Below are 12,603 nucleotides of genomic sequence, written 5' to 3' on the forward strand. Positions count from 1 at the left end.
GGGCGTGAATATCAAAGCGTGTTTGCATGAGGCGCTGGGGCACCCCATGCAACACGTAATTGGGACATAGCCTTTTTTATGCAGATTATTTATACAGCGAGGGGCTGAATGGCGATGCATGGGGACCATGCGAGTCAGGTCACGTTGGCAGAAAAATGAGAAATATCAACGGGTCTTGGTTAATTTGAGCCAGCTCACAGGCCATGTGGGTCAGTGCTGTAAAATTGCGCGCGGTCAAGGCGGTGCATGATTGACGGGACGAGGGATTGCGGTCGGAATAGTCATGCAATATAGTTGCCGCCTTTTTCACGGGGTCAGGATTTCTAGCCCCTCCCATATTGCGTGCAGTATGAATACGGACGCTCTGCCGCCGCCTAAATAAACAGGATTGAGATGGACAAGAAACTAGGGCTGGGCGCCCTCATTTCGCTGGTGATCGGCTCTATGGTCGGCGCCGGGGTCTTCAGTCTGCCACAAAACATTGCAGCGCATGCCAGTGCCGGGGCGGTCGCCCTGGGTTGGGCCATCACTGGCCTTGGCATGATCTGTCTCGCACTGGTTTACCAGAACCTCTCCATGCGCCGCCCTGATCTCGATGGCGGTATCTTCAGCTATGCCAAAGCCGGTTTCGGCGATTTCATCGGTTTCAACGCCGCCTGGGGTTACTGGCTCTGCCAACTGCTGGCCAACGTCTCCTACGCCATCGTGGTGTTCAGCGCCCTGAGCTACTTTTTCGATACGCCGGACAACGTCATCTTCGGCGATGGCAATACGCCGGTCGCCATCACTCTCGCGTCCATCCTGATCTGGTCGGTGCATGCGCTGGTGTTGCGCGGGGTGCAGGTCGCTGCGCTGGTGAACATCGTCACCACCATCGCCAAGATGGTGCCGCTCATCGTCTTCTGCGTCGCGATCCTGCTGGCCTTCAACATGGATACTTTCACCCTGGATATCTGGGGCCAGAACAACATGGAGCTGGGCTCCGTGATGGATCAGGTCAAGTCCACCATGAAGGTGACCCTCTGGGTCTTTATCGGGATTGAAGGGGCCGTGGTGGTCTCTGCCCGTGCCCGTCATCGCAAGGATGTGGGCCGCGCCACCGTGCTGGCGCTGCTCGGCGCCCTGACGCTCTATGTGATGGTGACCCTGTTCTCGCTGGGTGTCATGAGTCAGCCACAACTGGCGGCGCTCAAGAACCCCTCTACCGCCATGATCCTTGAAGCCGTGGTCGGCCCCTGGGGTGCCTGGCTTATCAACATCGGTCTGGTGGTGTCGGTGATGGGGGCCTTACTGAGCTGGACCGTGCTGGCCGCGGAAGTGCCCTATATCGCAGGCAAGACCGGCGTGTTCCCGGGCTGGTTTGCCAAGGAGAACAAGAACGGCTCGCCACAGGTGTCGCTGTGGTGCTCCACCTGTCTGGTGCAGACCTTCCTCATCATCATCTACTTCCAGAACAGCACCTATCTGGCGCTGGTCAACATCGCCACTTCGGCGGCGCTGGTGCCTTATGTCTTCTCGGGCGCTTATGGCCTGAAGCTGGCACTGAAAGGGGAGACCTATGAGGGTCAACCTCATCAGCGCAAGCGTGACCTGCTGCTGGCCCTGCTGGCAACCGTCTACGGCTGTTGGCTGGTCTATGCTGCCGGTGCCGAGTACCTGCTGCTGGTGGCGCTGCTCTATAGCCCGGGCATCTTCATCTACTGGAAGGCGCGTCAGCATCACGGTCTGCGCGGCCTTAACCGGCTGGAGCAGGGGATGACGGCGGCCCTGCTCGGCTGCGCCGTACTGGCCTTCTACAAGGTGATGGACGGTACCATTCCACTGCACTAACCGGCACAATGAAGAGATGGCCCTCGCGCCATCTCTTTTTTTTCATGCTGATATTGATCTTTTATCTGGCCAGTTTGGCCATTTTCCGTTTAAGACAGGAATTTTTATGCTGTTTATGGGTTACCTCCTGCTGGGGGCATTCGCCGGGATGCTGGCGGGACTGTTCGGGATCGGCGGCGGTCTCATCATTGTGCCCGTGCTGGTCATGACCTTTCATGCCCAGGGCGTCGACCCGGACATCATCACCCATCTGGCTCTCGGCACCTCGCTGCCCACCATGATCTTCACCGGTTTCAGCTCGTTGCGAGCCCATCAGGAGGCGGGCGCCGTCGACTGGGTGATGATCCGCCGACTCGGCGCCGGCATGCTGATCGGGGGTTGGCTTGGTGGCATGACTGCCAATCTGCTCAGTACCAGCACCCTTAATATCATCATCGGTTGTTTCGCCTGGAGCATGGCGCTGCAGATGGGGCTCAACCTCAAACCCAAAGCGGAGCGCCATATGCCGGGGCCGCTCGGCACAGGCATCGCCGGCACCCTTATTGGCTGGATGTCTGCGCTGTTTGGTATTGGCGGTGGCTCGCTGACCGTTCCTTATCTGAGCTGGAACTCGGTGCCGATGCGCAATGCAGTGGCGGCCTCTGCTGCCTGCAGCATGCCCATCGCGCTGGCGGGCAGCCTGAGCTACCTCTATGCGGGTTGGGATCATGCCGCTCTGCCCGAGTGGAGTGTTGGCTACATCTATCTGCCCGCCCTGCTGGGCATTGTGCTGACCAGTACCCAGTTCGCCCGCATTGGCGCCAAGCTGGCACACCGTCTGTCACCAAAACGCCTCAAGCAGGCATTTGCCCTGCTGATGCTGCTGGTGGGGGCCAAATTTATGCTGTTTAGCTGATTCATTCGGCAGATTGTTGAAAAATAAGGCAAACGAACTGTTGGAGGGCAGAAAGCCATTGCATTGAGAGGCCAGTTTGCCTATTCTCCTCGCCGGTGGTCCTATTGGTCCTCTCGCATTGATAACTCGTCAACCTGGTCAGGACCGGAAGGTAGCAGCCAAGGCGGGGGACTCGAGTGCCGGGATGTGGCTGGTAGGGCCACCACTTGTTTCTGCAATTCAATAAGTTACAGCTAATACCCCCCTTCAGACCTCTTGGTAATCCACTTTGTGTGGATGGATCAGGAGTCTTCATAGTGAATCTCTGGCTCAGTCCTCAAGGTATCTGGTACTACCGCAAGGTGACAGTGCTCCCCTGTGGTCGCCGCAAAGACATCAAGAAATCTCTCCGTACTCGGGACAAGCTGGTCGCTCGTCAACAGGTGGCTAAGATGCTTGCCTGTGCGCGTTCTCGGGTAAAACCTGCGGCTGTCCAGCTAGAACCTCAACCAAGCTCCCTGCCGGAGCCTCAGCAGCTACCGCAACAGACACTCTCAGCGGCCAATCCTGCCCCTAATGCAGTCTCTGCGGCTCCTTCTGCCATTTCATCCCCTGTGCTTTCAGAGCTCAGTGAGCGTTACCTGAAAGAGAAGGCGTTGTCTTGGGCACCCAAAGAGCTCAGCAACCAGAAGAACTACATCGGTTACTTTATCAAGATGCTGGGGGATAGATCTCCCACCGCTTACAGCAAGGCCGATGTGGTCAAGTTCAAGGACGAGCTACTGAACTCAGGCAAGAGCCCGACGACTATCAACAAGTATCTCCAGAAGCTCTCTCTGTTGTTCGTCTGGCTGGGCAATCACCACGAGGGCATCGTCAATCACTTCGCTGGGCTCAAGTTACAACGGGTCAAAGAGGTCAATGCTCGCTGTGGGTACACATCTGCGGAGAAACAGCGATTGATCCAGTGGGCGAAAGAACAAGAGCCATACCGCAAATGGATAGCGCTGCTCGGTCTGTATACCGGAGCGAGAGCCAATGAGATTTGCCAGTTGTACGCAGACGATGTGCAGCAGGTCGACGAGGTATGGTGCCTGAACATCAGGGACAACCGGCCAGACCAGAAGCTCAAGACAGCCAACAGTGCCCGCCTGATCCCTATTCACTCCTCGCTGATTGCTTGTGGTTTTATCAACTTCGTGCAGGAAAGGGCAGGGGGGGCGGCTGTTCCCTGAGCTGCCTCATCGACAAGACGGTTACAGCCATCTTTGGGGGCAGTGGTTTAGCCGTCATCGTCCTGTAGGCAAAGACTTCCACAGCTTGCGGCATACTGTAGCAACAGCGTTGAAGGAGCATGGTGTACCGCTACAGTACGCGGCGGCGATCTTGGGGCATACCAATGGTGCCATCAGTTACGACAGGTACGGTGGTGGAGTAGCAGTTGATAAGCTACAGGCTGCTATCGAAGCTGCGCTATGAACGGGAGCATGTGAGAAACCCACCTTGGCGGTGAGTACCGGAAGGTGAGCAAACGGCCTGGACGTGTGTAGGGCTGAAGGACTGGTCCGAGGTTCAATGCAAAGGCTCTCTGCTGAGGGCTACTTTGCTGAGTGTGAATCGCCCCCAGTTCCCTAGACACCTCACAGCCTTAAAATGAGGCAACTATTGGAGGTGTTATGACCCGTCAGCGTTATCCAGAAACATTCAAAATCGAAGCCGTTAAACAAATCACCGAGCGCGGACGGCCGGTGGCTGACGTTGCACGAGCCCTTGGGGTATCCAGCCACAGTCTGTATGCCTGGCTCAAGCAGTACGGCAAGCCTGCTGACCAGCAGCGCGAAGAGTCTGCCTTGCAAGCCGAGATCCGCCGCCTGAAAGCCGAACTGCGCCAGGTCACCGAGGAGCGCAATATCCTAAAGGAGGCCGCCGCGTACTTTGCCAGCGAGTCAAGGAAAGGTACGCGTTCATAACCTCCCGACTCGACCGGTACAGTGTCGTTACCCTGTGCCAGACCCTGGGGGTTCACCGAAGTGGCTTCTACGCGTGGCTGAAATAGCCCGTATCGCCACGCCAGCAGGAGGACGAACGACTGACCGGATTGGTCAAGCAATCCTGGCTGGAAAGTGGTGCTGTCTACGGTTATCGCAAGATCCATCGCGACCTTCGTGACGCAGGGTAAGCCTGCGGCAAGCACCGTGTGGCCAAATTAATGAGGCGGGAAGGGCTGCCGGGCTATCAACGCCGCAAGGGGCATTATGGAGGCAAGAGCCCACAGGCTGCTCCAAACACGCTGGCACGTCAGTTTAAGGTGCCAGCCCCCAACATCTCCTGGGTGACTGACATTACCTACATTCGCACTCAAGAAGGGTGGCTGTACCTGGCGGTGGTGCTCGACCTGTTCTCTCGCCAGATCGTCGGCTGGGCGATGAAGCCACGCATGACGGCAGACTTGGCGGTGGATGCACTCTTGATGGCCGTCTGGCGGCGCAAGCCCAAGCAGCCGGTACTGGTGCACTCGGATCAGGGCAGCCAGTTTACCGGTGGTGAATGGCAGGACTTTCTGAAGGCCCACAACCTAAGTTGCAGCATGAGCCGACGTGGCAACTGTCACGATAACGCTGTCGCCGAGAGCTTCTTTCAGTTGCTCAAACGGGAGCGGATCAAGCGCAGGATTTACGCGACAAGAGACGAAGCCCGCAGCGACGTATTTGATTATATCGAAATGTTTTACAACCCAATCAGGCGCCATGGTTCCAATGATGGGTTGTCGCCGGTAGAGTTTGAAAGGCAGTTTATTTTTCAGCAACAAAGTGTCTAGAAAACCAGGGGCGATTCAGTTAACCAGTCATTCATTTTCATATCCTCTTTGATTTACTATATTTCTAAAATAGTCGAATCATTGAGGTGGTCAAGATAATTCTGGTATTATCGAAATATGTTCCATCAAGGAGAGTGAGCTATGGAGTTGGAAGAGGTTGCCAAGGCATTGAAAGAGCTGGGTCATCCGACCCGGTTGTTCATTTTCAAGCATTTGGTCAAGGTGGGAGAGCAGGGCCTGCCTGTCGGAGAGTTGCAAAAGCAGCTCGCCATTCCCGCATCGACCCTGAGCCACCACATTGCCGCGCTGGTCTCGGTGGGTCTGGTCAAGCAGAACCGGGAGAGTCGTACCCTGCTGTGCGTCTCTCAATACGAAGTGCTGGAAGAGATCATCGCGTTTTTCCGTGAAGAGTGTTGTGTAAACAGCAACTGTACCTAAATACATCAATAGCAAGGTCTGGGTGGGTTGATCATTTCAACTGTTCTTGTATAGTTGTACTCATGAAGTGAATGACGAGGTTCAAATGAATAAAGATACAGCCACTAAAGTCTTCGAGTCTCTCGCATCCGGTATCCGCCTCGATGTATGGCGTCTGCTGGTCAAGGCAGGGCTGGAGGGGATGGTCGCTGGCCAGCTTGCCAGTGAACTGGATATCGCCCCGAACACTCTTTCATTCCATCTGAAAGCCATGCTGCATGCAGGCCTTGTCTCGGTGGAGCAAGAGGGCCGTTTCTTGCGTTACCGCGCCAATATTCCCCTGATGCTCGACTTGATCGGTTACCTCACCGAGGAGTGCTGCGCCGGTCATCCGGAAGCCTGCGGGGTGATGAGGGCGGAGTCTGGCTGCTCACCCCATGTATTGCCTGCGCAGCCATGCTGCAATAAGGAGTAGACCATGAGACTGATACAAGTATTCGACCCGGCCCTGTGCTGCTCCAGCGGCGTCTGTGGCACAGATATTGACCAAAATCTGGTGATCTTCGCTGGCGATGCCGAGTGGCTCAAGCAGCAGGGGGGATCTCTATATCGCTTCAATTTGGCTCAGCAACCTCTGGTATTCGCCGAGACCCCGGCAGTGGCTTCCTTTCTGGAACTGTCCGGGGAAGAAGGATTACCGGTGACGCTGGTTGATGGCCAGGTGGTGCTCACCGGTCGCTATCCCAGCCGCGCTGAACTGATCCGCTATGCAGGACTGGAGCTACCGAAAGCACCAGAAAGTGATGGTGCCGAAGGTGAACAGCCAGCAGCCGAGTCCAACAAAGCCGGTGCCATCAAAGGGATCGTCAAGAGTGGATGCTGCTCCGGCAGCAGTGGTTGCTGCTAAGCGTCATCGCCTGGCTGGTAAGTTCTCTGTTCGGTTAATTGCCTCGTTCTTCCTGATAGGAGTCTCTCATGTCCCCGTTGCTGAACTACTCGTTTCTCAATGATGCGCCCCCGTTTCTCTTTTTCACCGGTAAAGGTGGGGTGGGTAAAACCTCGCTGGCCTGTGCCAGTGCGGTTGCCTTGTGTGGTAGTGGCAAACGGGTACTGCTGGTCAGCACGGATCCGGCATCAAACGTAGGCCAGGTGTTCGATACCCAAATAGGCAACAGCATTACCGCCATCGCGGCAGTCAGTGGGTTATCAGCACTGGAGATAGACCCGCAAGCCGCCGCAAAAGCCTATCGCGAACGTATCGTTGGCCCGGTGCGCGGCAAGCTGCCCGACAGCGTGGTGCGCAGCATTGAAGAGCAGCTCTCCGGTGCCTGCACCACAGAGATCGCCGCCTTTGACGAATTTACCGCCCTGTTGACCGACAGCAGCCTGGTGGGGGAATACGACCACATCGTGTTCGATACGGCACCGACCGGCCATACCATCCGTCTGTTGCAATTGCCAGGGGCATGGAGCGAGTTTCTGGAGCAGGGCAAAGGCGATGCTTCCTGTCTGGGGCCGTTGGCGGGACTGGAAAAACAGCGTAGCCAATACGCAGAGGCCGTGGCTGCCCTTTCCGATGCGGGGAAAACCCGGCTTATTCTGGTCGCCCGGGCGCAAGCCTCAACCTTGCGAGAGGTGGCGCGTACCCATGACGAACTGGCCGCTATCGGCCTTGCCAATCAGCAACTGGTCATCAATGGCATCTTCCCGCAAAGCGAGCTGGCGGATGACCTCCTGGCGACAGCCGTATGGCAACGTGAGCAGCAGGCGATGGCTGATATGCCAGCGCTGCTGGCAAGGCTGCCACAAGACAAAGTGCCGCTGTTGGCGACCAATCTGGTTGGGGTCGATAGCCTGCGCCAGTTACTGGGTGCAGCACCGGTCACTGGGACTGATGAGGTTGAGATCGCAACCGCTGAACCACATCCTGGCTTGAAGCAACTGGTCGATGAATTGGCCAGTGATGGCCACGGGCTCATCATGCTGATGGGCAAGGGCGGTGTGGGTAAAACGACCCTGGCTGCGGCAGTGGCCGTTGAGCTCGCCAGTCGGGGGCTACCGGTTCATCTCACTACGTCAGATCCCGCAGCCCATCTGGGAGAGACCCTGGCTGGCGCCTTGCCCAGCCTGGAGGTCAGCCGTATCGATCCCCACGCCGAGACCGAGCGTTACCGTGCTCAGGTGCTGGCCACCAAGGGGGCGAGTCTGGATGCCCAGGGTCGCGCCCTGCTGGAAGAAGATTTGCGTTCCCCCTGCACCGAAGAAATTGCCGTGTTTCAGGCCTTCTCGCGGATCATTCGTGAGGCGGGCAAGCGCTTCGTGGTGATGGATACCGCCCCCACTGGCCATACCCTGCTGCTGCTCGATGCGACCGGTGCCTATCACCGGGAGATTGCCCGTCAGATGGGGGGCAAGGGGATGCACTTCACCACTCCCATGATGCAGCTGCAAGACCCGAAACAGACCAAGGTGATGATCGTCACCCTGCCCGAACCCACTCCGGTACAGGAGGCGGCCAACCTGCAAGTCGACCTGCGCCGCGCCGGTATCGAGCCCTGGGCCTGGGTGGTCAATCACATGCTGGCCCCAGCCAGCGTCACCTCGCCACTGCTGGCCCAGCGAGCGTATCGCCAGCAGCCCCATATCGAAGCGGTCAAGCAGGAGCATGCGAAGCGTTATGCCGTGGTGCCCTTGCAGGCCGTCGAGCCAGTGGGCGTGAAAGCGCTGCAAGCGCTGTGTCACCCTGTCCACAGGGCAGGGTGACATGCACCCGCGCGAGTTTACTGCCAAGGTGCAACCAACAGGGGCATTTGCCCGGGTTGAGTCCTTTGTTTCATCCAACCCTCATGGAGTCTTTGATGAGTACCAACGCCTGCTGCGATCTGCCCGTCAGCAAAAAAATGAGTTTTCTCGACCGTAATCTGACCCTCTGGATCTTTGTCGCCATGGCCATAGGGGTCGGGATTGGCTATCTGTTCCCCCAAGTGGCTCAGTGGAACGAGGCAATGTCGGTCGGCACCACCAATGTGCCGCTCGCCATCGGCCTTATCCTGATGATGTATCCGCCGCTGGCCAAGGTGAACTACGGCACCATGGGCGCCATGACCCGCGACCGTCAGGCGATCACCCTCTCACTGGTAATGAACTGGTTGGTTGGCCCCATTCTGATGTTTGTCATCGCCCTGACATTCCTGCATGACTACCCGGACTACATGGTGGGCCTGATCCTGATCGGTCTGGCACGCTGCATCGCCATGGTGCTGGTGTGGAACGATCTCGGCGGTGGCAGCAAGGAGTACGGTGCGGGCCTGGTGGCGCTCAACAGCGGTTTTCAGATCCTCACCTACAGCTTCATGGCCTGGTTGTTTATTACCGTACTGCCGCCGCTGTTTGGTTTGCAGGGCTTCGCAGTGGATATCACCATGCTAGATATCGCCGAAAGTGTGCTGATCTATCTTGGCATTCCCTTCCTGGCAGGCTTCCTGAGCCGTCACTATCTGGTCAAGGCGAAAGGGGAGAAGTGGTACACCGAGCGTTTTATTCCGGCTATTTCTCCCATCACGCTGATCGCCTTGCTGGCCACTATCGTGCTGATGTTCAGCCTCAAGGGCGAGATGATCGTCGAGTTGCCGATGGATGTGCTGCGGGTTGCCGTGCCTCTGGTGGTCTATTTCGTGCTGATGTTTTTCACCAGCTTCCTGGTTGGCAAGAAGCTGGGTATTCCCTACGACAAGAACGCTTCCATCGCCTTTACTGCCACCGGTAACAACTTCGAGCTGGCCATTGCAGTCTCCATCGCCGTGTTCGGGTTGAACTCGGATCAGGCGTTCGCCGGTGTGATCGGCCCGCTGGTGGAGGTGCCGGTCTTGATCGCTCTGGTCAATGTGGCGCTTAGAATGAAACGCAACTATCTCAACGCAGAGGCTTAATCATGAATAACACCCAGATCACCATTTACCACAACCCGGCCTGTGGCACCTCCCGCAATACGCTGGAGCTTATCCGTAACTCAGGCGTTGAGCCGACCGTTATCCACTATCTGGAGACACCGCCGAACCGTGAGACCCTGGTTGCATTGATTGCCGCCATGGGCATGCCGGTGCGCGATTTGCTGCGCAAGAACGTGCCGCCTTTTGAAGCGTTAGGGCTGGCCGAGGAGCGATTCAGCGATGACGAGTTGATTGACGCCATGCTGGCGCATCCCATTCTGATCAACCGCCCCATCGTGGTGACGCCGCTTGGCACCAAGCTGTGCCGTCCATCAGAAGTGGTGCTCGATATCCTGCCGAACCCTCAGCAAGGGGCCTTCACCAAGGAGGATGGCGAGCAGGTGGTAGATGCACAGGGAAAACGCATCAAGTGACCCGTCCAACCGGTGCGCCACCTTGCCTGATGACGGCATGGCAACAGCATGAACATGAGCTCTATGGGTGGCTACTCAAGCAATCTGGCAGCCCGATGGATGCCGATGACCTGTTGCAAGAGACCTTCTTGCGGGCAATCCGCCAGCAGGGCAAGTTCTGCGCCATCGAGAATGCCAGGGCTTGGCTGTTTGACGTCGCCAGGCATCTGGTGATTGATAGAAGCCGAAGATTACGCCCGTTGCTGCCACTATCTGACGAGTTGGCCATGCAGCAGGGTGAGCTTGATGCTGTCGACTCTTTGGCGGGCTGTTTACCCAGAGTGCTGGAGAAGCTTGCTCAGGCTGATCGGGATATTCTCAGACACTGTGATTTGGATGGCATGAAGCAGGCGGATTATGCCGCCCGATACGGTTTGACCCTTGCCGCCGTCAAGTCTCGTCTGTTGCGAGCCAGGGAGCGCTTGCGTCAGCAGCTCTCTCTTGACTGTCAGGTCAGGTTGGATAGCTCGGGGCGGGTCTGCTGCTTCACCCCGGCGGTGAAGTAAGCCATGAACGCTATTCAGCAAAAAGGCCAAGGTGTTCTCCTTGGCCTTTTCTTTATTTTTTCTTGGCTTCGGCCAGCTACTCATCCTGGGTTTCCTGGTTGGCTGCCTTGACCGTCATGCCATTGGGGCCTGCCCGATATGGCTGAACTGGTTTGCCATGTTGGCGTCTCAGGGGGAGATGAGTACCAGGCAACCCGATGTTGCGGTTCGTGAGTCAATATTCAGGAGTGAATGATGAGTTCTCTTGGCATTCAGAAAATCAGGGATGATGCAGTCGAGTGGGCATTAACCCATGGTGTCGCTTTTAAAGAGTCGCTCTATTCTGCCGTGCATACCCCGTTTACCCTGACGCCTACCCCGATCCGCCGGGGAGAGTACCAGCATTTGAAAAGTGCGGCTCAGATCTTGAGCAAACTGATCTATGCCGTCTCTGAGGATCATGGTTTTTTATACGATGCCATTCACCCCATCACGGCAGGCGACCCCTTCTTCTCTGCGCTGCTTGGCATGCATCAACAGATCCACTCATCTGCCACCAAGGCACCCCGGCTGCCACTGCTTATCATGCGCAGCGACTTTATGGACGATCAGCGCGATGGCCACAAGCTGGTCGAGTTCAATGGCATCGCCGCGGGTATGGGGCCATTTGGTCAGCGAATACATGAACTGCACCACTATCTACAGCGGCAATGGCCTGCTGAATATGGGCAGTTGTCACCCGAGGCGATGGGGGAGCTTGTCGGCAATGACGCCATTGAAGGATTGTCAGCATGCATTGCCGAGGCCACTTTCAGGATCAAGCGCGAGTTTGGCGACCCTGGCCCGGCAAGGTTTCTGATGATTGTGCAGGAGCGTGAAAACAATGTGTTTGATCAACACCTGCTTGAGCTGGCTCTCCAGCGCAAAGGAATTGAGACCCGGCGCAGAACCTTTCGTGAACTGCATAATCAGCTGAGCACGGGCGCCAACAACAGGTTGATCCTCGATGGTGTCGGCCCCCTCGATACCGTCTATCTGCGGGCCGGATACCAATATTCGGATTATGAGGCAGCCGATTTCAACGAGCAGAGATGCTGTCAGGCGCTGATGGCGACCCGTGTGTGGATTGAGCGACACAGAGTCGCCGTCAATGCCACGGTCGCCCAGCAATTGGCGACCAGCAAGCGAGTACAAATGCTGCTGTCGCGTTTGGGAGAAGAGGGATTCGCTGCATTTGGCCTGACCTCGCAAGAGGCTGACACAGTAAGAGGCGTGTTGGGGGAAATGCATCCTGTTACCACTGAGAGCATCCACTTTGTAAAAGCAGCGCCCTCCGATAGCTGGGTACTTAAAAACCAAGGGGAAGGCGGTGGGCATTGTCTATTTGGGGCAGACATCCTGGCAAAATTGGCCACGCTGGAGCCCCGGGAATATCAGGCCTGGGCATTGATGGGCCGATTACATCCCGTTCCCAGAGGGATGCCAGCCTGGATAGTGCGTAAAGGAGAGCTGCATCGGGTGACGGATTTGATCAGTGAGCTGGGGATGTTCACTGTTCAGAGCGATGGCCATCCTGCCAGCGCGGCGCAGAGCTTTGCTGGATATCTTCTCCGTAGCAAATCGGCCGGATCGACAGAAGGAGGCGTTCATAGCGGGCAAGGAGTCCTGGACTCGCTGGTATTCAGTGATTGATGGCGCGAATAGCTGGGTGAAAACCGAGAGAACGCGGCGCTGGTAAAAAAAACGGAAAATATGCGCATCCTTTGCAGACATGCAA

12 protein-coding genes, 1 other RNA gene and 1 pseudogene are annotated in these 12,603 nt (G+C 56.8%); all 14 read left to right on the top strand.

Annotated elements, in window-relative coordinates; translation table 11 throughout:
• Positions 1–393 precede the first annotated feature (393 nt).
• Positions 394–1,830, top strand: coding sequence for an arginine-ornithine antiporter (gene arcD, locus BSP75_RS20895; RefSeq protein WP_058051835.1), 1,437 nt, complete (start codon positions 394–396; stop codon positions 1,828–1,830).
• Positions 1,831–1,936: 106 nt separating this feature from the next.
• The gene (locus BSP75_RS20900) at positions 1,937–2,725 is read left to right on the top strand and encodes a sulfite exporter TauE/SafE family protein (protein ID WP_075114526.1); all 789 of its coding nucleotides are present in this window, start codon (positions 1,937–1,939) and stop codon (positions 2,723–2,725) included.
• Positions 2,726–2,827: 102 nt separating this feature from the next.
• An RNA gene (gene ffs / locus BSP75_RS20905) (signal recognition particle sRNA small type) lies at positions 2,828–2,924 on the top strand.
• Positions 2,925–3,021: 97 nt separating this feature from the next.
• Positions 3,022–3,939 carry an integrase gene (locus BSP75_RS20910; protein WP_253186663.1) on the top strand — a complete coding sequence of 306 codons (918 nt, stop codon included), beginning with the start codon at positions 3,022–3,024 and terminating at the stop codon, positions 3,937–3,939.
• On the top strand, positions 3,887–4,183 hold the full coding sequence (locus tag BSP75_RS22035; protein ID WP_253186664.1) for a tyrosine-type recombinase/integrase: 297 nt from the start codon (positions 3,887–3,889) through the stop codon (positions 4,181–4,183). The genes BSP75_RS20910 and BSP75_RS22035 overlap by 53 nt, the downstream gene beginning before the upstream one ends.
• A 197-nt stretch (positions 4,184–4,380) precedes the next feature.
• A pseudogene (locus BSP75_RS21345) lies at positions 4,381–5,522 on the top strand (IS3 family transposase).
• A 141-nt stretch (positions 5,523–5,663) separates the two neighbouring features.
• Complete coding sequence (locus BSP75_RS20930; protein ID WP_075114530.1) at positions 5,664–5,960, top strand: metalloregulator ArsR/SmtB family transcription factor; 297 nt, start codon at positions 5,664–5,666, stop codon at positions 5,958–5,960.
• Positions 5,961–6,045: 85 nt separating this feature from the next.
• The gene (locus BSP75_RS20935) at positions 6,046–6,414 is read left to right on the top strand and encodes a helix-turn-helix domain-containing protein (protein WP_042062690.1); all 369 of its coding nucleotides are present in this window, start codon (positions 6,046–6,048) and stop codon (positions 6,412–6,414) included.
• A 3-nt stretch (positions 6,415–6,417) separates the two neighbouring features.
• Positions 6,418–6,846 (top strand): arsenite efflux transporter metallochaperone ArsD, encoded by a 429-nt coding sequence (gene arsD / locus BSP75_RS20940; RefSeq protein ID WP_075114531.1) that lies wholly within the window; start codon positions 6,418–6,420, stop codon positions 6,844–6,846.
• Positions 6,847–6,914: 68 nt separating this feature from the next.
• Positions 6,915–8,702, top strand: a complete 1,788-nt coding sequence (gene arsA / locus BSP75_RS20945) for an arsenical pump-driving ATPase (RefSeq protein WP_075114532.1) — start codon at positions 6,915–6,917, stop codon at positions 8,700–8,702.
• A gap of 95 nt (positions 8,703–8,797) precedes the next feature.
• Positions 8,798–9,868 carry an ACR3 family arsenite efflux transporter gene (gene arsB, locus BSP75_RS20950; protein WP_042657749.1) on the top strand — a complete coding sequence of 357 codons (1,071 nt, stop codon included), beginning with the start codon at positions 8,798–8,800 and terminating at the stop codon, positions 9,866–9,868.
• Positions 9,869–9,870: 2 nt separating this feature from the next.
• Positions 9,871–10,302: a glutaredoxin-dependent arsenate reductase gene (gene arsC, locus BSP75_RS20955; protein WP_075114533.1), complete on the top strand. Its 432-nt coding sequence runs from the start codon at positions 9,871–9,873 to the stop codon at positions 10,300–10,302.
• Positions 10,299–10,847: a sigma-70 family RNA polymerase sigma factor gene (locus BSP75_RS20960; protein WP_232100259.1), complete on the top strand. Its 549-nt coding sequence runs from the start codon at positions 10,299–10,301 to the stop codon at positions 10,845–10,847. Before arsC ends, BSP75_RS20960 begins: the two co-directional genes overlap by 4 nt.
• A 231-nt stretch (positions 10,848–11,078) precedes the next feature.
• Positions 11,079–12,518 (top strand): glutathione synthetase, encoded by a 1,440-nt coding sequence (locus BSP75_RS20970; RefSeq protein ID WP_253186665.1) that lies wholly within the window; start codon positions 11,079–11,081, stop codon positions 12,516–12,518.
• Positions 12,519–12,603 lie beyond the last annotated feature (85 nt).

Source organism: Aeromonas sp. YN13HZO-058 (genome assembly GCF_001921245.1).
GTDB lineage: Bacteria > Pseudomonadota > Gammaproteobacteria > Enterobacterales > Aeromonadaceae > Aeromonas > Aeromonas allosaccharophila.

Coding starts and splice junctions, on each gene's coding strand:
- arsD (WP_075114531.1), top strand. CDS start 6,418: ATGAGACTGATACAAGTATTCGACCCGGCCCTGTGCTGCTCCAGCGGC.
- BSP75_RS20900 (WP_075114526.1), top strand. CDS start 1,937: ATGCTGTTTATGGGTTACCTCCTGCTGGGGGCATTCGCCGGGATGCTG.
- BSP75_RS20935 (WP_042062690.1), top strand. CDS start 6,046: ATGAATAAAGATACAGCCACTAAAGTCTTCGAGTCTCTCGCATCCGGT.
- arsB (WP_042657749.1), top strand. CDS start 8,798: ATGAGTACCAACGCCTGCTGCGATCTGCCCGTCAGCAAAAAAATGAGT.
- arsC (WP_075114533.1), top strand. CDS start 9,871: ATGAATAACACCCAGATCACCATTTACCACAACCCGGCCTGTGGCACC.
- arsA (WP_075114532.1), top strand. CDS start 6,915: ATGTCCCCGTTGCTGAACTACTCGTTTCTCAATGATGCGCCCCCGTTT.
- BSP75_RS20930 (WP_075114530.1), top strand. CDS start 5,664: ATGGAGTTGGAAGAGGTTGCCAAGGCATTGAAAGAGCTGGGTCATCCG.
- BSP75_RS20970 (WP_253186665.1), top strand. CDS start 11,079: ATGATGAGTTCTCTTGGCATTCAGAAAATCAGGGATGATGCAGTCGAG.
- arcD (WP_058051835.1), top strand. CDS start 394: ATGGACAAGAAACTAGGGCTGGGCGCCCTCATTTCGCTGGTGATCGGC.